The organism is Pseudomonas sp. NPDC008258 (genome assembly GCF_042956345.1).
Taxonomy (GTDB): Bacteria; Pseudomonadota; Gammaproteobacteria; order Pseudomonadales; family Pseudomonadaceae; genus Aquipseudomonas.
The window spans coordinates 28,648-48,788 of sequence record NZ_JBIBGE010000010.1 but is presented as its reverse complement, the minus strand read 5'-3'; the positions used below and the strand labels follow the sequence as shown (position 1 = coordinate 48,788).

20 protein-coding genes are annotated in these 20,141 nt (G+C 63.1%); 11 read left to right on the top strand and 9 right to left on the bottom strand.

Translation table 11 applies throughout. The features are described 5' to 3' along the window. Window positions 1-31: 31 nt before the first annotated feature. The 7 genes from purD to ACFY9W_RS10330 all read right to left on the bottom strand — a co-directional run bounded on the left by purD (window position 32) and on the right by ACFY9W_RS10330 (window position 7,717). Complete coding sequence (purD, locus tag ACFY9W_RS10360; RefSeq protein ID WP_391129316.1) at window positions 32-1,327, bottom strand: phosphoribosylamine--glycine ligase; 1,296 nt, start codon at window positions 1,325-1,327, stop codon at window positions 32-34. A 145-nt stretch (window positions 1,328-1,472) separates the two neighbouring features. Continuing rightward, a complete protein-coding gene (gene purH, locus ACFY9W_RS10355; RefSeq protein ID WP_391129314.1) occupies window positions 1,473-3,080 on the bottom strand; it encodes a bifunctional phosphoribosylaminoimidazolecarboxamide formyltransferase/IMP cyclohydrolase in 1,608 nt (535 codons plus the stop codon). 81 nt (window positions 3,081-3,161) lie between these two features. Further along, a complete protein-coding gene (gene fis / locus ACFY9W_RS10350; protein ID WP_019099786.1) occupies window positions 3,162-3,482 on the bottom strand; it encodes a DNA-binding transcriptional regulator Fis in 321 nt (106 codons plus the stop codon). Continuing rightward, window positions 3,479-4,492, bottom strand: coding sequence for a tRNA dihydrouridine synthase DusB (gene dusB, locus ACFY9W_RS10345; protein ID WP_391129311.1), 1,014 nt, complete (start codon window positions 4,490-4,492; stop codon window positions 3,479-3,481). Before dusB ends, fis begins: the two co-directional genes overlap by 4 nt. 255 nt (window positions 4,493-4,747) lie before the next feature. Then, on the bottom strand, window positions 4,748-6,106 hold the full coding sequence (locus tag ACFY9W_RS10340) for a DUF3426 domain-containing protein (protein WP_391129308.1): 1,359 nt from the start codon (window positions 6,104-6,106) through the stop codon (window positions 4,748-4,750). Window positions 6,107-6,148: 42 nt separating this feature from the next. After that, window positions 6,149-7,027 (bottom strand): 50S ribosomal protein L11 methyltransferase, encoded by an 879-nt coding sequence (gene prmA / locus ACFY9W_RS10335; RefSeq protein ID WP_391129305.1) that lies wholly within the window; start codon window positions 7,025-7,027, stop codon window positions 6,149-6,151. 234 nt (window positions 7,028-7,261) lie between these two features. Further along, on the bottom strand, window positions 7,262-7,717 hold the full coding sequence (locus tag ACFY9W_RS10330; protein ID WP_016712197.1) for a MaoC family dehydratase: 456 nt from the start codon (window positions 7,715-7,717) through the stop codon (window positions 7,262-7,264). 143 nt (window positions 7,718-7,860) lie between these two features. On the opposite strand from ACFY9W_RS10330, the gene ACFY9W_RS10325 reads away from it, so the two are divergent. From ACFY9W_RS10325 to ACFY9W_RS10315, 3 genes are read left to right on the top strand one after another with little or no spacing between them, the layout of a single operon-like run. After that, window positions 7,861-8,223: a CidA/LrgA family protein gene (locus tag ACFY9W_RS10325; RefSeq protein WP_391129301.1), complete on the top strand. Its 363-nt coding sequence runs from the start codon at window positions 7,861-7,863 to the stop codon at window positions 8,221-8,223. Further along, window positions 8,220-8,936, top strand: a complete 717-nt coding sequence (locus ACFY9W_RS10320; RefSeq protein WP_391129299.1) for an LrgB family protein — start codon at window positions 8,220-8,222, stop codon at window positions 8,934-8,936. Before ACFY9W_RS10325 ends, ACFY9W_RS10320 begins: the two co-directional genes overlap by 4 nt. 9 nt (window positions 8,937-8,945) lie before the next feature. Next, a complete protein-coding gene (locus ACFY9W_RS10315) occupies window positions 8,946-9,536 on the top strand; it encodes an LON peptidase substrate-binding domain-containing protein (RefSeq protein ID WP_391129296.1) in 591 nt (196 codons plus the stop codon). Between the two features lie 128 nt (window positions 9,537-9,664). Here ACFY9W_RS10315 and ACFY9W_RS10310 read toward each other — a convergent pair whose 3' ends face one another. Both ACFY9W_RS10310 and ACFY9W_RS10305 read right to left on the bottom strand, forming a co-directional pair. After that, window positions 9,665-10,981 carry a phosphatase PAP2 family protein gene (locus ACFY9W_RS10310; RefSeq protein WP_391129293.1) on the bottom strand — a complete coding sequence of 439 codons (1,317 nt, stop codon included), beginning with the start codon at window positions 10,979-10,981 and terminating at the stop codon, window positions 9,665-9,667. 2 nt (window positions 10,982-10,983) lie between these two features. Beyond that, entirely contained in the window at window positions 10,984-11,652 is a 669-nt protein-coding gene (locus ACFY9W_RS10305; RefSeq protein ID WP_391129291.1) for a DNA-3-methyladenine glycosylase, read from the bottom strand. A gap of 329 nt (window positions 11,653-11,981) precedes the next feature. Between ACFY9W_RS10305 and ACFY9W_RS10300 the strand changes: the two genes are divergently transcribed. The 8 genes from ACFY9W_RS10300 to ACFY9W_RS10265 are packed head-to-tail and all read left to right on the top strand — an operon-like array spanning window position 11,982 to window position 19,932. Further along, window positions 11,982-13,253 (top strand): glutamate-5-semialdehyde dehydrogenase, encoded by a 1,272-nt coding sequence (locus tag ACFY9W_RS10300; RefSeq protein WP_391129288.1) that lies wholly within the window; start codon window positions 11,982-11,984, stop codon window positions 13,251-13,253. Window position 13,254: 1 nt separating this feature from the next. Further along, entirely contained in the window at window positions 13,255-13,914 is a 660-nt protein-coding gene (gene nadD, locus ACFY9W_RS10295; protein ID WP_391129285.1) for a nicotinate-nucleotide adenylyltransferase, read from the top strand. Between the two features lie 43 nt (window positions 13,915-13,957). Continuing rightward, window positions 13,958-14,377: a ribosome silencing factor gene (rsfS, locus tag ACFY9W_RS10290; RefSeq protein WP_198752385.1), complete on the top strand. Its 420-nt coding sequence runs from the start codon at window positions 13,958-13,960 to the stop codon at window positions 14,375-14,377. Between the two features lie 10 nt (window positions 14,378-14,387). Then, entirely contained in the window at window positions 14,388-14,855 is a 468-nt protein-coding gene (gene rlmH, locus ACFY9W_RS10285; protein ID WP_003249722.1) for a 23S rRNA (pseudouridine(1915)-N(3))-methyltransferase RlmH, read from the top strand. A gap of 16 nt (window positions 14,856-14,871) precedes the next feature. Next, window positions 14,872-16,761, top strand: a complete 1,890-nt coding sequence (gene mrdA, locus ACFY9W_RS10280) for a penicillin-binding protein 2 (RefSeq protein ID WP_391129280.1) — start codon at window positions 14,872-14,874, stop codon at window positions 16,759-16,761. A gap of 38 nt (window positions 16,762-16,799) precedes the next feature. Continuing rightward, a complete protein-coding gene (gene rodA, locus ACFY9W_RS10275; RefSeq protein WP_391129616.1) occupies window positions 16,800-17,903 on the top strand; it encodes a rod shape-determining protein RodA in 1,104 nt (367 codons plus the stop codon). Between the two features lie 17 nt (window positions 17,904-17,920). Further along, the gene (mltB, locus tag ACFY9W_RS10270; RefSeq protein WP_391129277.1) at window positions 17,921-18,931 is read left to right on the top strand and encodes a lytic murein transglycosylase B; all 1,011 of its coding nucleotides are present in this window, start codon (window positions 17,921-17,923) and stop codon (window positions 18,929-18,931) included. Further along, window positions 18,931-19,932 (top strand): septal ring lytic transglycosylase RlpA family protein, encoded by a 1,002-nt coding sequence (locus tag ACFY9W_RS10265; protein ID WP_391129274.1) that lies wholly within the window; start codon window positions 18,931-18,933, stop codon window positions 19,930-19,932. Before mltB ends, ACFY9W_RS10265 begins: the two co-directional genes overlap by 1 nt. The last annotated feature ends 209 nt before the right edge of the window (window positions 19,933-20,141 follow it).

Sequence of the window (20,141 nt, the reverse complement as noted above, 5' to 3'; positions counted from 1 at the left end):
AGCCCCGGGCAGCACGGTGTTCCGGTACAACTTACTGCTGGTGCTCACCGCGCTCACGGGCGATGGCCCGGTAGCCGATGTCGGTACGGTAGAAGCTGCCGTTCCAGCTCACTTCCTTGGCCAGGCGGTAAGCCTGCTGCTGTGCATCGGCAACGGTGCTGCCCATGGCAGTGGCGCACAGCACGCGCCCGCCGTTGGTAACCACTTGGCCGTCCTTGAGCGAAGTGCCGGCATGGAATACCTTGCCTTCGATCTTGGCAGCAGCGTCCAGGCCGTTGATGGCGTCGCCCTTGGCGTAATCGCCCGGGTAACCGCCAGCCGCCAGTACGACGCCCAGGCTCGGGCGCGGGTCCCATTGGGCTTCGACTTTGTCCAGCGCCTTGGCGAAGGCGGCTTCGATCAGCAGCACCAGGCTCGATTCCAGGCGCAGCATGACGGGTTGGGTTTCCGGGTCGCCGAAGCGGCAGTTGAACTCGATGACCTTGGGGTTGCCCGCCTTGTCGATCATCAGGCCAGCGTAAAGGAAGCCGGTGTAGACGTTGCCTTCCTCGGCCATGCCGCGCACGGTCGGCCAGATGACCTGGTCCATCACGCGCTGGTGAACGTCGGCGGTGACCACCGGGGCAGGGGAGTAGGCACCCATGCCGCCCGTGTTCGGGCCGGTGTCCTGGTTGCCAACGCGCTTGTGGTCCTGGCTGGTGGCCATGGGCAGCACGTTTTGGCCGTCGACCATGACGATGAAGCTGGCTTCCTCGCCGTCGAGGAACTCTTCGATCACCACGCGCGAGCCTGCTTCGCCGAAGGCGTTGCCAGCCAGCATGTCACGTACCGCGGCTTCGGCTTCTTCGAGGGTCATGGCCACGATCACGCCTTTGCCCGCAGCCAGGCCGTCGGCCTTGATCACGATCGGTGCGCCTTTCTCTTGCAGGTAGGCAAGTGCAGGCTCGATTTCGGTGAAGTTCTGGTAGTCGGCGGTCGGGATCTTGTGGCGCGCCAGGAAGTCCTTGGTGAAAGCCTTGGAACCTTCCAGCTGGGCCGCGCCCTTGGTTGGGCCGAAGCAGTCCAGGCCACGGCTGCGGAACAGGTCGACCACACCAATGACCAGTGGCGCTTCCGGGCCGACGATGGTCAGGTCGACGTTCTTCTCGGCGAAGTCGGCCAGTTGCTCCAGGGCGCAGACGTCGATGGCGACGTTCTCGCACTTGGCTTCAATGGCGGTGCCGGCGTTGCCTGGGGCAACGAAGACTTTTTCGACGCGTGGGTCCTGGGCGACTTTCCAGGCCAGGGCGTGCTCACGGCCGCCGCTGCCGATGATCAAAACTTTCATGTCAAAACCTCGATTCAGGTGATCCTCGGGCTTGCGCCGAACACTGTGGGAGCGGGCGTGCCCGCGAATGCGGCGGTGCATGCACCATCGTATTCGCGGGCGCGCCCGCTCCCACAGGATCTCCGCTTGCCAGGGATCCGCGTAATTAGTGGCGGAAGTGGCGCATACCGGTGAAGACCATTGCAATGCCAGCTTCATCAGCGGCAGCAATCACCTCAGCATCACGCATCGAACCACCCGGCTGGATCACGGCGCTGATACCCACTTTAGCCGCGTTGTCGATGCCATCACGGAACGGGAAGAACGCATCCGAAGCCATGACTGCACCCTGCACCTGCAGGCCAGCATGCTCGGCCTTGATTGCAGCAATGCGTGCGGAGTTGACGCGGCTCATCTGGCCGGCGCCTACGCCGATGGTCTGGCGCTGCTTGGCGTAGACAATGGCGTTGGACTTGACGAACTTGGCCACTTTCCAGGCGAACACCAGGTCGTGGACTTCTTGCTCTGTCGGTGCACGCTTGGTGACGATTTTCAGGTCATCGGCGGTGATCATGCCGATATCGCGGCTCTGCACCAGCAGGCCACCGTTGACGCGCTTGAAGTCCCAACCGGCAGCGCGCTCGGCAGGCCACTCGCCGCATTCCAGCAGGCGGACGTTCTGCTTGGCAGCCACCACGTCGCGCGCAGCCTGGGAAATTTTCGGGGCGATGATCACTTCGACGAACTGGCGATCGACGATGGCCTTGGCGGTTTCCCCGTCCAGTTCGCGGTTGAAGGCAATGATGCCGCCGAATGCCGACTCGGTGTCGGTGGCGTAGGCCAGGTCGTAAGCCTTGCGGATGCCGCCCTCGTCTTCAGGCACAACCGCTACGCCGCACGGGTTGGCGTGCTTGACGATGACGCAGGCCGGCTTGACGAAGCTCTTCACGCATTCCAGCGCGGCGTCGGTGTCGGCCACGTTGTTGAACGACAGTTCCTTGCCCTGCAGCTGCACGGCGGTGGAAATGCTGGCTTCGCCTTTCTTGGCTTCTACGTAGAACGCCGCGCTCTGGTGCGGGTTCTCGCCGTAGCGCATTTCCTGGGCCTTGACGAACTGGCTGTTGAAGGTGCGCGGGAATTCGCTGCGCGCTTCGGTGCTCAGGGTGTCCTTGGCCTGGTCGATGGTGCCCATGTAGTTGGCGATCATGCCGTCGTAGGCAGCGGTGTGCTCGAACGCCTTGAGCATCAGATCGAAGCGCTGGGCGTAGGTCAGGCCACCGGCCTTCAGGCCTTCGACGATGCCGGCGTAGTCGCTGGCGTTGACCACGATGGCCACGTCTTTGTGGTTTTTGGCAGCCGAACGGACCATGGTCGGGCCGCCGATGTCGATGTTCTCGATGGCCGTCGGCAGGTCACAGCCAGGCTTGGAAATGGTTGCCTCGAACGGGTACAGGTTGACCGCGACCAGGTCGATCGGCTTGATACCGTGCTCGTTCATGATGGCGTCGTCGGTGCCGCGACGGCCGAGGATGCCACCGTGGATCTTCGGGTGCAGGGTCTTGACCCGGCCATCCATCATTTCGGCGAAGCCGGTGTAGTCGGCCACTTCCACCGCGTTCACGCCGTTGTCCTTGAGCAGCTTGTAGGTGCCGCCGGTGGACAGGATCTCGACACCGAGCTGCTGCAGCTCACGGGCGAATTCGAGGATACCGGTCTTGTCGGAGACGCTGATCAGGGCGCGGCGGACTGGCAGGCGGGTAGTCTGGTCGGTCATTTCGGGTTCCAATAACGCGGTGGAGTCAGCAAAAAAGGCGCCTCTGTTCAGGGAGCCGCCTTTTCTGGTTGGGATTCTGGCTTACAGCAAGTCGTACTGCTTGAGCTTCTTGCGCAGGGTGCCTCGGTTCAGCCCGAGCATCTCGCTGGCCTTGGTCTGGTTGCCCTTCACGTAGTTCATCACGCATTCGAGCAGGGGCGCCTCGACTTCGGAGAGCACCAGGTTGTACACGTCCGTGACGGTCGCGCCTTCCAGGTGGGCGAAGTAGTTGTGCAGCGCCTTCTCGACGCTGTCGCGAAGGGTCTGGCCCTCTTCGCTCGGCGTGTTGAGGTGCTGTTTCAGGTTGGCGTTGTCGCTCACGGGCGTTGTTCCACTCACAAATGTCTCGGTCATCATCGTCATGCGGCCACCCCTTGTCCGTCCTCTGTCTCAAGGCTCTGTCGACGTTCACTGAAAAACGCGCGAACGTTGGCGCACTGCGCTTGTGTGTCTTCCAAAGCGTTGAACCGGGAGCGAAACTCCTTGCCGCCGGGTCGTGTTGCCAGGTACCAGCCAACGTGCTTGCGGGCGATACGTACGCCCATCACATCGCCATAGAAGGCATGCAACGCGGCCAGGTGCTCAAGCAGGATGCGTTCCACTTCATCCAGTTGCGGCGCTGGCAGGTGTTCACCAGTGCGCAGGTAATGCTCGACCTCGCGAAAGATCCATGGCCGCCCTTGGGCAGCCCGGCCGATCAGCAGGCCATCGACCCCGGTGGCATCCAGCACCGCCCGGGCCTTTTCTGGCGAAGTGATATCGCCGTTGGCAAAAACCGGAATCGACACCGCCTGCTTGATGGCAGCGATGGTGTCGTATTCGGCTTCGCCTGTGTACAGGTCGGCGCGTGTGCGGCCATGCACCGCCAGCGCCTGGATACCAGCCTGTTCAGCGATTTTCGCCACGTTCAGGCCGTTCTTGTTCGCCCGGTCCCACCCGGTGCGGATCTTCAGGGTCACCGGTACGTCCACGGCGCCGACTACGGCGTGGAGGATTTCGCTGACCAAGGCTTCATCTCTCAATAAAGCAGAGCCTGCAGCTTTGTTGCAGACTTTTTTTGCCGGGCAGCCCATGTTGATGTCGATGATCTGGGCACCCGCTTCGACGTTGGCCTTTGCCGCCGCTGCCATCATCTGCGCATCACCACCGGCGATCTGAACCGAGCGTGGCTCGGGATCACCTTCATGGATGCGGCGCAGGCTCGACTTGCGGCTGTTCCACAGGCTCATGTCGCTGCTGACCATTTCCGATACCACCATGCCTGCGCCCAGGCGCTGGCAAAGTGTACGGAAAGGCTGGTCCGTGACCCCGGCCATGGGCGCGAGGATCAGGTTGTTACGTAGTGTGTATTGGCCGATGCGTACCGCCGACATAGGTGATCCCTGTTGTGGGGCCGAATCTTGGAGTTCGAAAAAGGGTTGGCATGATACCCGCTCTCGGTGACCGGATAAAGATGGATTTGGATAAAATCTGAACAGTTGTCGGCTTATGACTTTTGGTATGAGCAAAGATCCGGGCATCGCGCGGACCCTGTGGGAGCGGGCGTGCCCGCGAAGCAGGCGCCGCAGTGGATGGCACGGGCTTTGCCCGTGTTCGCGGGCATGCCCGCTCCCACAGGGTTGTGCTGACTATTCCGGCGAGCGGAAGCTCAGGCTGTAGTTCACGGCCTTCGGCCCCGGGTCGAGGATGTCCAGGGCGATATGGATCGGCGTCTGGCTTGGCATGTCGCCACGCCCGGCCAATTCGCCGGACAGGTACTCGCTGGGCTTGAAGCGCCGGCTGGCGATCAGTTGGCCATTGAGGTCGGCAAAGCGCAGCTCCAGCAGCGGGAACGGCTGGGCGAACGGTGCCCGGTTGTAAATGATGGCATCGACGATCAGCGCGCCCTTGAAGTCCGGGTGGCTGCGCACCACCAGGTTGCTGCTCTTGATCCGTGCGATATCAACGCGGGTTGGCACCTCGCACCCGACCATCGGGCAGATTTGCTGGAAGATTGACCGGTACTGGTCCTGACGGGCCATTTCGTCGAAGTGGAACCACACGTACTGGAACAGCAGCAGGCCGGCGGCCAGCAGGGTCAGAAAACCCCACAGCAGGCGCTTGCCCCAGTTGGGTGCGGGCTTTTCCCAGCCCAGTTGCAGTGGGTCGTCGACCACGTCAACCAGCGGCTCCTTGCGCACCGGGCGCTCGGGCTTACCGGCAAGGCCCGGTTCCAGGCGCTCACCGGGCAAGGGCTCGACAGCGTCGTCGTCGCGCGCCGACAGGTGCAATGCCAGCGGCTCATCGTCGCGGGCGCTCAGGCCTTGCACCGGGATTTCGTCATCGCTGGCACGCAATGGCTCGTTGAATGCGGGCTGGTCATCGATTACGGCGGCGTGGCGTACGGGCGGCTCGTCATCGATGTCCAGGTCAAGGCTGCTGCCCAGGGTCGGCTCGGTGCGCTCGCCGGGTTCTGGCTCCAGGTCCAGCTCCAGGGGCTGCGGTTCCAGCAGCACCGGGGCGGGCTCTGCTGGCGTTTGCGGCTCAAAGGGCTCGTCGGTGGCGTTGCCGAACAAGTCGTCCGCATGCTCGTCCGGGTGCAGCTCGTCACGGCGCGCCTGCAACCCGTCATCCTGGTTGGCGGGGCGTGCCGGTGCCGGCTGGCCGCGCTGCTCCAGGCGCGCCAGTTCCTGGTCGAGGTCGAGTGCGTCCAGCGCCTGGGCCGTCAGGGCCCAGTCCTCGTCAGGCGTGATGCTGCGCTCGCGGCTGGCAGGTTCGGGCGTGATCGACGGCTCGACTACTGGCTCGGCAGGTGCCGCTGGCACAGGCGCCGGTACCGGCACCTCAGGTGCGCTGGCACGGCTTTGTTCCAGCAGTTGCCTGGCGGCATTGAACACCTGCAGGCAATGGCCGCAGCGCACCACGCCGCGGGCCACGCTCAACTGGTGGTGGGTGACGCGAAAGCTGGTCTGGCAATGCGGGCACTGGGTGACGAAACTGTCGGTCATGCGGCGATCCGGGAGCTGTGCAGAGAAATATTCTAGGCCCGCTTAGCGGCGGCGACCACTGATGCGCACCCAGCCATCGCGAACGACGATCGGGTCCAGCTCGAAGTCGGCGGCGTAGGCGGCTGCCACTTCCTCGCCCTGCTCGGCAAGGATGCCCGAAAGTGCCAGCAGACCACCTGGGCGGACCAGGCCGGACAACTGCGGCGCCAGGGAGACCAGTGGGCCGGCCAGGATGTTGGCGACCAGCACATCGGCCTGCATGGCCGGCATGTGCTCGGGCAGGTACAGCGCCAGTTTCTCGTCGGCGATGCCGTTGCGCTGAGCGTTGTCACGCGAAGCCTCGATGGCCTGCACGTCGATGTCGGTACCCACTGCTTCACGTGCGCCCAGCAACAGCGCAGCGATGGCCAGGATGCCCGAACCGCAGCCGAAGTCCAGCACCTGGGTGCCTTCCATTTGCTGGCCGTCGAGCCACTCCAGGCACAACGCGGTGGTGGGGTGGGTGCCAGTGCCGAAGGCCAGGCCTGGGTCGAGCAGCAGGTTGACGGCGTCCTTTTCCGGGGCGTCATGCCAACTCGGCACGATCCACAGACGCTGGCCGAAACGCATCGGCTGGAAGTTGTCCATCCAGCTGCGTTCCCAGTCCTGGTCCTCGATCACTTCGGCCTGGTGCTCGGGCAACTCGGCGCCGGTCAGCAGGCGCAAGTGGGAGAACACCTGCTCAGGTTCGGCATCGGCCTCGAACAGGGCCAGCAGATGGGTGTGCGACCACAACGGGGTGGTGTTGAGGTCTGGTTCGAAGATCGGCTGATCTTCGGCGTCCATGAACGTGACCGAGACGGCACCTACTTCAAGCAGGGCATCTTCGTAGGTTTCGGCTTGTTCCGGGCTGATGGCCAGGCGTACTTGCAGCCAGGGCATGGCGGGCACCTTTGGTAAATCGACAGAGGGCAGCCCTAGGCTGCGCGAAGGCTGGCAGTTTACGCGAGTGCAGAGAGTTTGTGGATTGAATAGGGTGGATTGAGTCGGGGCTGCTGCGCAGCCCAATCGCCGGCAAGCCAGCTCCCACAGAGTTCGCGAATTGCTTTGGGCCTATGCAAATCCTGTGGGAGCTGGCTTGCCGGCGATTAGGCCATGAGCCCGATCATCAATGTGTCAGACAAAACAGAGCGAAAGCGACTCGGCTATATAAGCAGGCTTCTCTTCACCCTCGATTTCCAGGGTGGCAATTGCCTTGAGCAGCCACTGCCCCGGCTTTTTCTCTGTCACCTCGGCCAGGTCCACCTTCAACCGCACCTGGCTGTCGACCTTGACCGGCTGGATGAACCGCACGCTGTCCAGCCCATAGTTCACCACCATCTTCAGCCCTTGCGGCAGGACCAGGATGTCCTCGATCAGCTTGGGGATCAGTGACAATGTCAGGAAACCATGGGCAATCGTGCCGCCAAACGGGGTTTTTGCGGCTTTTTCAGGATCGACATGAATGAACTGGAAATCGCCCGTCGCCTCGGCGAACAGGTTGATGCGCTGCTGGTCGATCTTCAGCCAGGCAGAGCGGCCCAGTTCCTTACCAACGTATTGCGAAAGCTCTGTAACCGGTACATAGGGCATCGCTGACTCTCCAGGTTGTCAGTTGGTACGAAAGTGCTAGATCAGCACGGCGAACCGTTTCAGTCAAGTTGTCCGCTTTTCGGCGAATATCGATCTATAGCCGTGCGTGCTTATAATGGCGGCCATGCCCGAGGGAGATGCTTATGCTGTTGCGTGGTTTGACCTGGCTGGTGCTGTTCCAGCTGCTGGGGACGGCGATCAATCACTTGCTGGTGCCGTTTCTGCCGGGGCCGATCATCGGCCTGGTGCTGCTGTTGTGCTTCCTCATGGCGCGCGGTGAAGTCGGCAAGCCACTCAATGAAGCCGCCAGCAGCCTGCTGCGCTACCTGCCGCTATTGCTGGTGCCGCCGGCGGTAGGGGTGATGGTGTATGCCAAGGACATCGCCGCCGACTTCTGGGCAATCGTCGGTGCCTTGCTGATTTCCTGCTTGCTGACACTGGTGTTTGTCGGTGTGCTGATGCAGAAGCTCATCCACCGCCAGGGCAAGCGCGAGGAGCAGCCATGATGCTCGACTGGCAAGGCGCGGTCGCCGCGGTGGTGCATCATCCCTTGTTCGGCATCGGCATTACGCTGGGGGCTTATCAAGTGGTGCTGGCAGCCTACGAGAAAACCCGCTGGATCTTCCTGCAGCCGGTGTTGGTGTCGATGTTGCTGGTAATTGGCGTGTTACTGGTATGCGGCATCGAATACAGCGAGTACCGCAAGAGCACCGAAATCATGAACATCCTGCTGGGCCCCGCCACCGTGGCGCTGGCAGTGCCGCTGTATCTCAACCTGCGGCGTATCCGGCAGCTGTTCTGGCCCACATTTACTACGCTGGTAGTCGGAGGCCTGTTCGCTACGCTCTGCTGCCTGTTGCTAGGCTGGTGGTTCGGTGCAGAACACATGATCCTGATGACCATGGCACCCAAGTCGGTGACCTCGCCAATCGCCATGCTGGTGGCAGAGCAGATTGGCGGTGTGGCGGCCCTGGCGGCAGTGTTCGTACTGATCACCGGGGTGATTGGCGCAATCTTCGGCCCGGCGCTGCTGAGCCGCTTTGGCGTGCACAGCCCCGAGGCGCGCGGCATGTCGCTGGGGATTACAGCGCATGCGGTGGGCACTTCGGTTGCCCTGCAGGAAAGTGATGAATGCGGCGCTTTTGCCGCGCTGGCGATGAGCTTGATGGGGGTAGCCACGGCAGTGTTCCTGCCGTTGGCGGTCAGCCTGGTGGCTTGAGGAGTTGTGATGACACTACCGCTGTTTCCGCTCAATACCGTGCTGTTCCCGGGCTGCTTTCTCGATTTGCAGATTTTCGAGGCGCGTTATCTGGACATGATCGGGCGCTGCATGAAGCAGGGCGCAGGTTTTGGCGTGGTCTGCATCCTGGAGGGCGAGCAGGTTGGCAAGGCGCCACCGATGGTCGCCTCGATCGGCTGTGAAGCGGTGATTCGCGACTTCGTGCAGCAGGATAATGGCTTGCTGGGCATTCGCGTCGAAGGTGTGCGGCGCTTCAACCTGGACAGCACCGAGGTGCAGAAGGACCAGTTGCTGGTGGGCCAGGTGCAATGGTTGCCGGAGCAGGCGGACAGCCCGTTGCTTGAGGCAGATGATGACTTGTTGGCGTTGTTGGTGGCCTTGGGCGAACACCCCATGGTCGAGGCGCTGGACATGCCGCGCCCGGTGGACGGGCGCCAGGCGCTGGCCAACCAGCTGGCTTACCTGTTGCCGTTCATGGAAGAAGACAAGCTGGACTTGCTGACCCTTGACTCGCCGCAGCAGCGGCTGGGCGAGATCCAGAAGCTGCTGGAGCGGATTCAGGGTGAGTTGTTCGCCTGAAGGTTCTCTAGTGCCAGTGCGGGCCTCTTCGCGGGCTTGCCCGCTCCCACAGGTATGTCACTCGCTGCAAGGCTGGTGCAGTACCTGTGGGAGCGGGCAAGCCCGCGAAGAGGCCCGCACATGCATCATCAATATTGATAACGCAACAAAGCCTGTGGCAGCGCATGCATGGCAAAGAACGCCAGCAGCGCGGTACACGCTGGCAACACCAGCCACCACACCCGCTGCGGCAATGCCGGCAACGTCTGCCGGTGTTGCACCAGCGTCAGGCTAAGCGCACACACGCAGCATGCCAGCAGGGCCCCGGCGAGGATGTCGGTCGGCCAGTGTGCCCCCAGGTACACCCGCGATAGCGCAATCGCCAGTGCCGGAATACAGCCCAGCATCACCCAGGTCAGGCGCATGCGCGGCGGCTGGCCACGCCCCGCCAGCACCGCCAATACCAGAAAGAACGCGAACGACGCCGAACTGTGCCCGCTGGGCATGCTGTAGCTGGTGAGCGGGTCAGTCAGTACTTCAGGCCTGGCGCGGGCAAACAGCCATTTGAGGCTGCCGTTCGCCAGCGCCGTACCTATCAGTGCGCCACCGGCGAACAGGGCATGGCGCCATTGCCGGGCAAGCAGCAGCAAGCCCGTCAGCAAGCCACCGAGGAAGAACTGGGTCTTGAAGTCGCCCAGGCGAGTGACCAGCACCACAGTGCCATCAATGGCTTGGCTGCGGTGTTCCTGAACCAGCGTCATCACGCCCTGGTCGAACTCGTGCAGGTAGGGCCAACCCAGGAAGATCCCGGCCAATGCCAGAAAACTCAAGCCCGCGACCAATCGGGTGCCATGGCGCTGATCGCGAATGCTGCTGTTCAGGCTCAGCCCGATGATGACTGCCAATGTGCCGGCGATGATGCCGGCATCCAGCCAGAAGCCTTCCGGTAGCGGCAGGCGCATGGCCGCCCCGGTGGCCCAGCCTGGCAGCAGGTAGGCTACCGACCAGCCAGCACCTGCCACCAGGCTGACGGCGATGAAGCGTGGCAAAGGCATGTCGAACATGCCGGCAACCATCGGTAGCATCGGCCGCAGCGGGCCAATGAAGCGGCCTACCAGCAGGCTGGCAATGCCGTAGCGCTGGAAGTAGGTCTCGGCGCTGCTGATCCACTCTGGGTGGTGGCGTATTAGTGGCAGGCGTCGGATGTTCTGGTGGAAGTACTTGCCCACCGTGTACGACAACGCATCGCCCAGCAGGCCGCCAAGAAAGCCCAGCAGCAACGTTTCGCCCAGGGTGAAGGCGCCACTGCCGGCCAAAACCGCGACCGCGAACAGCAGCACGGTGCCCGGCACGATGATGCCGGCAATGGCCAGGCACTCGATGCAGGCGATGAGGAAAATTGCCACGCCAAGCCACTGCGGGTTGGCGCTGAGCCAGCCGGTCAGGCCGTCGAGCCATTGGCCCATGTTCAGCTTCCTTGTTCGAGAATGAAGAAGTCACGGCCTTCGACTTGGCCGCGACGTAACGGGTTCCGTGTGCAGAACCGGGCGTACTCGGCATCGACGAAGCGGTAGGGCAGGTGCTCGTCGCGCCCGTGCGGGATGCCCAGGCGGGCGGCCTGGATTACCCGTGGTACGGCGTTGCCGCAATCTTCCACATACAGGCGCTCGGCGTCGAAGCGCTGGGCGTCCCAGTGTGGCACTTGCAGGCCCAAGGCTCGGCACAGCAGGGTCTGGCCGGCGCACAGGCGTTCATCCGGGCGCACCTTGCCGCTGGCGTCGGGATTGTTCAGTTGCATTTGCGCCAGGCTGTTCGGGCCCGAGCGGGCATCCTGCCAAGGATAGGCAGACTTGATCAGCACCGCGTTCCCTGGGCCGTGGGCGCTGAAGTTCAGCGAGTCGCCGCCGCGGGCGTAGTACATGTAGATATGCCCGCCATCGAGAAACAGCGCCTTGCGCTTTTCGGTATAGCCGAGCGAGGCGTGGCTGCCTTTGTCGGTGAGGTAGTAGGCCTCGGTTTCGATGATACGCGCAGCCAGCCACAGGTCGCCTTGGCGATGGCGGATTACCTTGCCCAGCAAGGCCTTGGCCAGGGTCTGGGCGTCGCGGTCGAAAAAGCTGTCGGGCAGGGCAGGCATGCGGGCGGTTCGTGATTGGGGAGGCGGGGATGATAGCAATGAATGGCTTAATCGAGGCTGAATCGAGCGTGATGTTGGCGGGGCCGGCCCTTTCGCGGGCATGCCCGCTCCCACAGGTACTGCATAGCCCCAGGCCTTGTGAAATCCCTGTGGGAGCGGGTTCACCCGCGAAAGGGCCACAATAGGAGAAAGAAATTTCGATAACCCCGGTTACATCTTTCCTGCACATTGTCCCTGACCATTTTCTACCATCCGCCACCCGCCGCTGGGCGTACACCTGCGCGGCAGTTATAATCAGCCGATTTCCCCTTCGCCAAGACACCGAACCCATGACTGAGTCCGTTCTTGACTACATGACCCGCTTGGGTCGCGCTGCCCGTGAGGCTTCCCGGGTGATCGGCCGTGCCAGCACCGCGCAGAAGAATCGCGCCCTGCAAGCCGCTGCCGACGCGCTGGACGCTGCCCGTGCCGAGCTGACGGCTGCCAACGAGCTGGACCTGGCCGCCGGCCGCGCCAACGGGCTGGAGCCTGCGCTGCTCGACCGCCTGGCGCTGACCCCTGCACGCATCGACGGCATGATCACCGGCTTGCGTCAGGTGGCCAGCCTGCCGGACCCGGTCGGCGCCATCCGCGACATGAGCTACCGCCCATCGGGTATTCAGGTAGGCAAGATGCGCGCGCCGCTGGGGGTGATCGGGATCATCTACGAGTCGCGCCCGAACGTGACCATCGATGCCGCCAGCCTGTGCCTGAAGTCGGGCAACGCGACCATCCTGCGTGGCGGCTCCGAGGCCATCCACTCCAACCGCGCCATCGCCACCTGCATCCAGCGTGGCCTGGCCGCTGCCGGCCTGCCGGCAGCCGTGGTGCAAGTGGTCGAAACCACCGATCGCGAAGCCGTGGGCGCGCTGATCAGCATGCCGCAATTTGTCGACGTCATTGTGCCGCGAGGCGGTCGTGGGCTGATCGAGCGCATCAGCCGCGATGCCCGCGTGCCGGTGATCAAGCACCTGGACGGCATCTGCCATGTCTATGTCAGCCAGCATGCCGACCTGGACAAGGCCTGGAACGTGGCTTTCAACGCCAAGACCTACCGGTACGGCATCTGTGGCGCCATGGAAACACTGCTGGTCGACCAGCAGGTGGCCGAGCGCTTCCTGCCGGAAATGGCCCGTCGCTTCCAGGAAAAGGGCGTGGAGCTGCGAGGCTGCGAGCGCACCCGGGCGATCATCGACGCCAAGCCGGCCACTGAAGACGACTGGCACACCGAATACCTGGACGCGATCCTGTCTATCCGCGTCGTCGATGGCCTCGACCAGGCCATCGAGCACATCAACCACTACGGTTCGCATCACACCGACTCGATCATCAGCGAACACCAGGGTGAAGCCCGCCAGTTCATGGCTGATGTCGACTCGGCGTCGGTCATGCTCAACACCCCGACCTGCTTTGCCGACGGTTTCGAGTACGGGCTGGGTGCGGAAATCGGCATTTCCACCGACAAGCTGCATGCCCGCGGCCCGGTCGGCCTGGAAGGCCTGACCTGCGAAAAGTACGTAGTGATCGGCGACGGCCAGCTGCGCGGCCAGGGGTCCTGCTGAGTTGAGCAAGGCCCAGGCAGTCCGGCGTATCGGCATTCTTGGCGGCACTTTCGACCCCGTGCACATCGGCCACCTGCGCAGCGCGCTGGAAGTGGCCGAGTTCATGGGGCTGGATGAGCTGCGCCTGTTGCCCAACGCCCGGCCGCCGCATCGCGACACCCCGCAGGTAGCCGCCGAGCATCGCCTGGCCATGGTTCGCGAAGCGGTGCAGGGTGTTGCCTGCCTGAGCGTCGATGCCCGCGAACTGGCGCGTGACAAGCCGTCGTACACCATCGACACGCTGGAATCGATCCGCGCCGAGCTGGCCGGCAACGACCAGCTGTTCCTGGTGCTGGGCTGGGATGCCTTCTGTGGCCTGCCTACCTGGCACCGCTGGGAAGAACTGCTGCAACACTGTCACATCCTGGTGCTGCAACGCCCGGATGCCGACGTAGAACCCCCTGACGAGCTGCGCAACCTGCTGGCTGCGCGCTCGGAGAGCGATCCCGCCGCCATGTCCGGCCCGGCGGGAAATATTTCGTTCGTCTGGCAGACGCCGCTTGCGGTGTCGGCTACACAGATCCGACAGCTGCTGGCCAGCGGCAAATCGGTGAGGTTCCTGGTGCCGGACGCCGTACTGGCCTACATAGAGGCGCACGAACTGTATCGTGCGCCTAACTGATGGTGCCTCTGGCGCCTCATCCAACGAGTTGAACGAGTTTTATATGACCAAGCAGAAAATTTACGGCGAAGAACTGGTCGCCCTGACCAAGGCAGCGCTGGAAGACGTCAAGGCCCAGGACATCCAGGTCATCGACGTGCGCGAGAAGCACAGCCTGACCGACTACATGATCATTGCCACCGGTACCTCCAACCGCCAGATCAACGCGATGCTGGAAAAGGTCCGCGAAGCGGTGAAGAGCAAGGGCGCCCAGCCACTGGGTGAAGAAGGCAAGGGCGACAGCGATTGGGTGCTGCTGGACCTGAACGACGTCATCGTCCACATGATGACCGCCGCTGCCCGCCAGTTCTACGACCTGGAACGCCTGTGGCAGGGTGCCGAGCAAAGCCGTGCCGCCGATGGCAAGCACCACAGCCCGGACCACGCCCACGAGTACTCCGACAAGCTCAAAGACCGCGAATAAGGAAAGCGCCGTGCGTTTGCGCCTGATCGCGGTCGGCTCGCGCATGCCGAAGTGGGTGGAGGAAGGCTGGCATGAATATGCCAAGCGCCTGCCCGCCGAGCTGTCGCTGGAGCTGGTGGAAATCCCGCTGAACACCCGTGGCAAGAATGCCGACGTCGCCCGCCTGATTCGTCAGGAGGGCGAGGCCATGCTAAGCAAGGTTCAGCCTGGGGAACGCATTGTCACCCTCGAGGTCCATGGCAAGCCCTGGAGTACCGAGCAACTGGCGACCGAGCTGGACCGCTGGCGCCTGGATGCGCGCACGGTGAATTTGATGGTGGGCGGCCCGGAAGGCCTGGCGCCTGAGGTTTGCGCGCGCGCCGAGCAACGCTGGTCGCTGTCGCCGCTGACCTTGCCGCACCCGTTGGTAAGGATACTCATCGGCGAGCAGATCTACCGCGCCTGGACCGTGTTGTCCGGGCACCCTTACCACAAATGAGCCTGTAAGCAGTCCGATGTCGCAGCCGATCCGTCTCAAGGACCACGAGAAAGACGCCCGCCTGGTGCGCAACCGCGTCGTGGTCGGCGCAGTGGCGATCATGCTGCTTATTTGCGTGCTGATTGCGCGGCTGTACTACCTGCAGATCATCCAGTACGACTATCACTCGACGCTGTCGGAGAACAACCGGGTGCATGTGCAGCCGATTCCGCCGACGCGCGGGCTGATCTTCGACCGCAACGGTGTGATCGTGGCCGACAACCGGCCCAGCTTCAGCCTGTCGATGACCCGTGAACGTGCGGGTAACTGGCAGGAAGTGCTGGACACCATCGTCGAAGTGCTGGAGCTGACGCCAGAGGACCGCGCCCTGTTCGAGAAGCGCATGCGCCAGGGGCGCCGGCCATTCGAACCGGTGCCGATCCTGTTCGAGCTTAACGAAGAGCAGATCGCCCGGGTGGCAGTAAACCAGTTCCGCCTGCCAGGTGTAGAGGTGGTGGCCCAGCTGGTGCGGCATTACCCGCAGGGGGCGCATTTCGCCCATTCGGTGGGCTATGTGGGGCGCATCAACGAGAAAGAGCTGAAAACGCTCGACCCGGTGAACTACAGCGGCACCCACCACATAGGCAAGACGGGTATCGAGCGCTTCTACGAAGACGCCCTGCATGGCCAGGTCGGCTACGAGGAAGTCGAGACCAACGCCCGGGGGCGTGTGCTGCGGGTGCTCAAGCGCACCGACCCGAAACCCGGCAAGGACATTGTGCTGAGCCTGGACATCAAGCTGCAGGAAGCCGCCGAGGCCGCCCTGGGTGGCCGGCGTGGCGCGGTGGTGGCACTCGACCCGCGTACCGGCGAGGTTCTGGCAATGGTCAGTCAGCCAAGCTTCGACCCCAACCTGTTCGTCACCGGCATCAGCTTCAAGGCTTACGCCGAACTGCGTGATTCGATCGACCGGCCACTGTTCAACCGCGTGCTGCGTGGCCTGTACCCACCTGGCTCGACCATCAAGCCAGCGGTAGCCATCGCCGGCCTGGACAGTGGCGTGGTCAATGCCGGCAGCCGGGTATTCGACCCGGGCTATTACCAACTGCCCAACTACGACCACAAATACCGTAACTGGAACCGCACCGGCGATGGCTGGGTTGACCTGGATACCGCGATCATGCGGTCCAACGACACCTACTTCTACGACCTTGCGCACAAGATGGGTATCGATCGGCTGTCCAGCTACATGAACAAGTTCGGTATCGGCCAACGGGTTTCCCTCGACATGTTCGAGGAGTCTGCCGGGTTGATGCCGTCGCGTGAATGGAAGCGTGCCACTCGCCGCCAGGCCTGGTTCCCCGGTGAAACCCTGATTCTGGGTATCGGCCAGGGCTACATGCAGGCAACGCCGCTACAACTGGCCCAGGCCACTGCGTTGATCGCCAACAAAGGCGTGTGGAACCGCCCGCACCTGGCCAAGACCATCGAAGGCCAGCCGCCGGTGGACGAAAACCCCATGGAAAACATCGTGCTGCGTGACAAGTCCGACTGGGCCAAGGTCACCCATGGCATGGAGCAGGTGATGCACGGCGCCCGCGGTACCGCACGCAAGGCCGCTGCCGGTGCCCAGTACCGCATTGCCGGCAAGAGCGGTACCGCCCAGGTGGTGGCGATCAAGCAGGGTGAGAAGTACGACCGCAACAAACTTCAGGAGCGCCACCGCGACCACGCGCTGTTCGTCGCCTTTGCCCCGGCCGACGACCCGAAGATCGTGGTTTCGGTGATGGTCGAGAACGGTGAGTCCGGCTCCGGTGTCGCTGCGCCCGTGGTCCGCCAGATCATGGACGCCTGGCTGCTCGACGAAAACGGCCGGCTCAAATCCGAGTTCGCGCCTGCCACCGTTACCCAGGAATCGGCCCTGTGATGAACAATTTCGATCGCATGCTCTCCAGCGAGGATGTGATGCGTCGGCGCGCCAGCTTTTTGCAGCGCATCCATATCGACGGCCCTCTGCTGGTCATTCTGCTGACCCTCGCGGCCGGCAGCCTGTTCGTGCTGTATTCGGCCAGTGGCAAGAACTGGGACCTGCTGCTCAAACAGGCCACTTCGTTCGGCATCGGCCTGGTGTCGATGTTCGTCATCGCCCAGCTGGAGCCTCGCTTCATGGCCCGTTGGGTGCCGCTGGCCTATATCACGGGTGTGCTGTTGCTGGTGGTGGTGGACGTGATGGGCCACAACGCCATGGGCGCCACGCGCTGGATCAACATCCCCGGGGTGATCCGCTTCCAGCCCTCGGAATTCATGAAGATCATCATGCCGGCGACCATCGCCTGGTACCTGTCCAAGCGCACTCTGCCGCCGCACCTGAAACACGTGGCAATAAGCCTGGTGTTGATCGGCGTGCCGTTCATTCTTATCGTTCGCCAGCCTGACCTGGGTACCGCGCTGCTGATCCTGGCCTCCGGTGCGTTCGTGCTGTTCATGGGTGGCCTGCGCTGGCGCTGGATCCTCAGCGTGCTGACCGCAGCGGTGCCGGTGGCGGTGGCGATGTGGTTCTTTGTGATGCACGACTACCAGAAGCAGCGAGTGCTGACCTTCCTCGACCCGGAAAGCGACCCGTTGGGCACGGGCTGGAACATCATCCAGTCCAAGGCGGCCATCGGTTCGGGCGGGGTATTCGGCAAGGGGTGGCTGCTTGGCACCCAGTCGCACCTGGACTTTCTGCCAGAGAGCCACACGGACTTCATCATCGCCGTACTGGGCGAAGAGTTCGGCCTGGTCGGTATCTGCCTGCTGCTGATCGTCTACCTGCTGCTGATCGGCCGTGGCCTGATGATCACCGCCCAGGCGCAGACCCTGTTCGGCAAGCTGCTCGCGGGCAGCCTGACCATGACCTTTTTTGTATACGTGTTCGTCAATATCGGGATGGTCAGCGGCCTTCTGCCCGTGGTGGGCGTGCCGCTGCCTTTTATCAGCTATGGCGGAACATCGTTGGTGACGCTGCTGTCAGCGTTTGGCGTTCTGATGTCGATCCATACGCACCGCAAATGGATCGCGCAGGTTTGAATAAGGTGAAGAATTTCATGCAAGCAGTGCGTAACTGGGCTGCCCGTTGTGCGCCGTGGATCGGTGCGGTGGGCCTGTTCGGCGCTGTACAGCTGGCCCATGCCGGCGATTACCAAGGCTCGCCGCAGGTGGCCCGGTTTGTCGGCGAAATGAGCCGCGACTATGGTTTTGCCCCTGAGCAACTGATGGGCGTGTTTGCTGAAGTGCAGCGCAAACAGGCAATCCTCGACGCCATTTCGCGCCCGGCCGAACGGGTCAAGCCGTGGAAGGACTACCGGCCGATGTTCCTCACCGATGCGCGCATCGCCCGTGGTGTGGACTTCTGGCGCCAGCACGAAGCGGTACTGGCGCGTGCGGAGCAGGAGTACGGCGTGCCGGCGCAGTACATTGTCGCCATCATCGGCGTGGAAACCTTCTTTGGCCGCAACACTGGCAACTATCGGGTGATCGACGCCCTGTCGACCTTGGGCTTCGATTACCCGCCGCGGGCCGAGTTCTTCCGCAAGGAGCTGAGAGAATTCCTGCTGCTGGCCCGTGATGAACAGCTCGACCCGCTTACGCTCAAGGGCTCCTACGCCGGCGCCATGGGCCTGCCGCAGTTCATGCCGAGCAGCTTTCGCAACTTTGCGGTGGACTTCGACGGCGACGGCCACATCAATATCTGGAACAACCCGGACGATGCCATTGGCAGTGTCGCCAGCTACTTCAAGCGCCATGGCTGGGTGGCCGGTGGCGGCGTGGTCAGCCGCGCCTGGGTGGAGGGCGCACGTGCCGACGAAGGCCTGACCACTGGCATCGAGCCGGTGAAAACCGTCGGGGAGTTGCGCGCGCTCGGTTGGTCGGTTCATGATTCGCTGCGCGATGATCTGCCGGTTACCGCCTTCCGCCTTGAGGGCGACAGTGGGCCTGAGTACTGGATGGGCCTGAAGAACTTCTACGCGATCACTCGCTACAACCGCAGCGTGATGTATGCCATGGCGGTGCATCAGCTTGCGGAACAGCTGGTTCAAGTACGGGGCGTCAAGTAATGCGCGCAATCATCTCTGCCAATTCGTTCAAGTTGCTCACCTGCCTCGCCGTTGGCGTGGTGCTGGCCAGCTGTTCTTCCAGCCGCCCGACCCAGCAAAGCAGTGGCAACGTGGTGCGCAGCCAACCGGGCCTGGACATCAACCGGGCGCACAAGGATGGCGCGCCGTGGTGGGACGTGGATGTGAACAAGATCCCCGACGCCACGCCGACCGTGCACACTGGCAACTACAAGGCCAACCCGTACACGGTGCTGGGCAAGACCTACTACCCGATGCAGGACTCGCGCAATTACCGCGCCGAGGGCACCGCGTCGTGGTATGGCACCAAGTTCCATGGGCAGAACACCGCCAACGGCGAGCTATATGACCTGTATGGCATGAGTGCGGCGCACAAGACCCTGCCGCTGCCAGCCTATGTGCGGGTGACCAACCTGGCCAACGGCCGTAGCGTGATCCTGCGGGTGAACGACCGTGGCCCGTTCTATTCCGACCGTATCATCGACCTGTCCTACGCGGCGGCGAAAAAGCTTGGCTATGCCGAGATCGGCACTGCGCATGTGCGCGTCGAGGGCATCGACCCGCAGCAGTGGTGGGCCCAGCGTGGCCAGACACCGCCGATGGTGCTGAAAGAGCCGCAGGTGGCCCAGACCCAGGTAATTGCGGCGAATACCGGGCGTGTAGAGCAGTGGACCCCACCGGCACAGCAGCATGCGGCACCGGTCGTGCCGGTGCAGGTAGGTGGCAACAACGTGCCGGCGGGCAACGGCGGCAGCTTCTTGCAGGTAGGCGCCTTCGCCAACCCGGACGCCGCTGAACTGCTGCGCTCCAAGCTCAGCACCATGGTCAGTGCGCCGGTGTTCATCAGCTCGATCGTGCGCAACCAGCAGACCTTGCACCGCGTGCGCCTGGGGCCGATTGGCAGCCAGGGCGAGATCCAGCAAGCACAAGACAGTATCCGCCTGGCGAACTTGGGGCAGGCCAAGCTGGTCACAGCTGACTGACCGCGTCGCCTTCTTCGCGGGCACGCCCGCTCCCACAGGGGCATGCGAAACCCTGTGGGAGCGGGCGTGCCCGCGAAGAAGGCAACACCAAACTGTCGGTTTTGTCATGAATTGCCGGGCGTGGGCATGTACAATGACGGCTTTTGCCCGCAGCGACATAAAGCCGCACTTTCGCGGGCCAGGCCAACGGCCATAAAACTAGACTGACT

Bases quoted from the DNA above. Each gene is read 5' to 3' on its own strand.
- purD (WP_391129316.1), bottom strand. From the start codon at position 1,327: ATGAAAGTTTTGATCATCGGCAGCGGCGGCCGTGAGCACGCCCTGGCC.
- purH (WP_391129314.1), bottom strand. From the start codon at position 3,080: ATGACCGACCAGACTACCCGCCTGCCAGTCCGCCGCGCCCTGATCAGC.
- fis (WP_019099786.1), bottom strand. From the start codon at position 3,482: ATGACGATGATGACCGAGACATTTGTGAGTGGAACAACGCCCGTGAGC.
- dusB (WP_391129311.1), bottom strand. From the start codon at position 4,492: ATGTCGGCGGTACGCATCGGCCAATACACACTACGTAACAACCTGATC.
- ACFY9W_RS10340 (WP_391129308.1), bottom strand. From the start codon at position 6,106: ATGACCGACAGTTTCGTCACCCAGTGCCCGCATTGCCAGACCAGCTTT.
- prmA (WP_391129305.1), bottom strand. From the start codon at position 7,027: ATGCCCTGGCTGCAAGTACGCCTGGCCATCAGCCCGGAACAAGCCGAA.
- ACFY9W_RS10330 (WP_016712197.1), bottom strand. From the start codon at position 7,717: ATGCCCTATGTACCGGTTACAGAGCTTTCGCAATACGTTGGTAAGGAA.
- ACFY9W_RS10325 (WP_391129301.1), top strand. From the start codon at position 7,861: ATGCTGTTGCGTGGTTTGACCTGGCTGGTGCTGTTCCAGCTGCTGGGG.
- ACFY9W_RS10320 (WP_391129299.1), top strand. From the start codon at position 8,220: ATGATGCTCGACTGGCAAGGCGCGGTCGCCGCGGTGGTGCATCATCCC.
- ACFY9W_RS10315 (WP_391129296.1), top strand. From the start codon at position 8,946: ATGACACTACCGCTGTTTCCGCTCAATACCGTGCTGTTCCCGGGCTGC.
- ACFY9W_RS10310 (WP_391129293.1), bottom strand. From the start codon at position 10,981: ATGGGCCAATGGCTCGACGGCCTGACCGGCTGGCTCAGCGCCAACCCG.
- ACFY9W_RS10305 (WP_391129291.1), bottom strand. From the start codon at position 11,652: ATGCCTGCCCTGCCCGACAGCTTTTTCGACCGCGACGCCCAGACCCTG.
- ACFY9W_RS10300 (WP_391129288.1), top strand. From the start codon at position 11,982: ATGACTGAGTCCGTTCTTGACTACATGACCCGCTTGGGTCGCGCTGCC.
- rsfS (WP_198752385.1), top strand. From the start codon at position 13,958: ATGACCAAGCAGAAAATTTACGGCGAAGAACTGGTCGCCCTGACCAAG.
- mrdA (WP_391129280.1), top strand. From the start codon at position 14,872: ATGTCGCAGCCGATCCGTCTCAAGGACCACGAGAAAGACGCCCGCCTG.
- rodA (WP_391129616.1), top strand. From the start codon at position 16,800: ATGCGTCGGCGCGCCAGCTTTTTGCAGCGCATCCATATCGACGGCCCT.
- mltB (WP_391129277.1), top strand. From the start codon at position 17,921: ATGCAAGCAGTGCGTAACTGGGCTGCCCGTTGTGCGCCGTGGATCGGT.
- ACFY9W_RS10265 (WP_391129274.1), top strand. From the start codon at position 18,931: ATGCGCGCAATCATCTCTGCCAATTCGTTCAAGTTGCTCACCTGCCTC.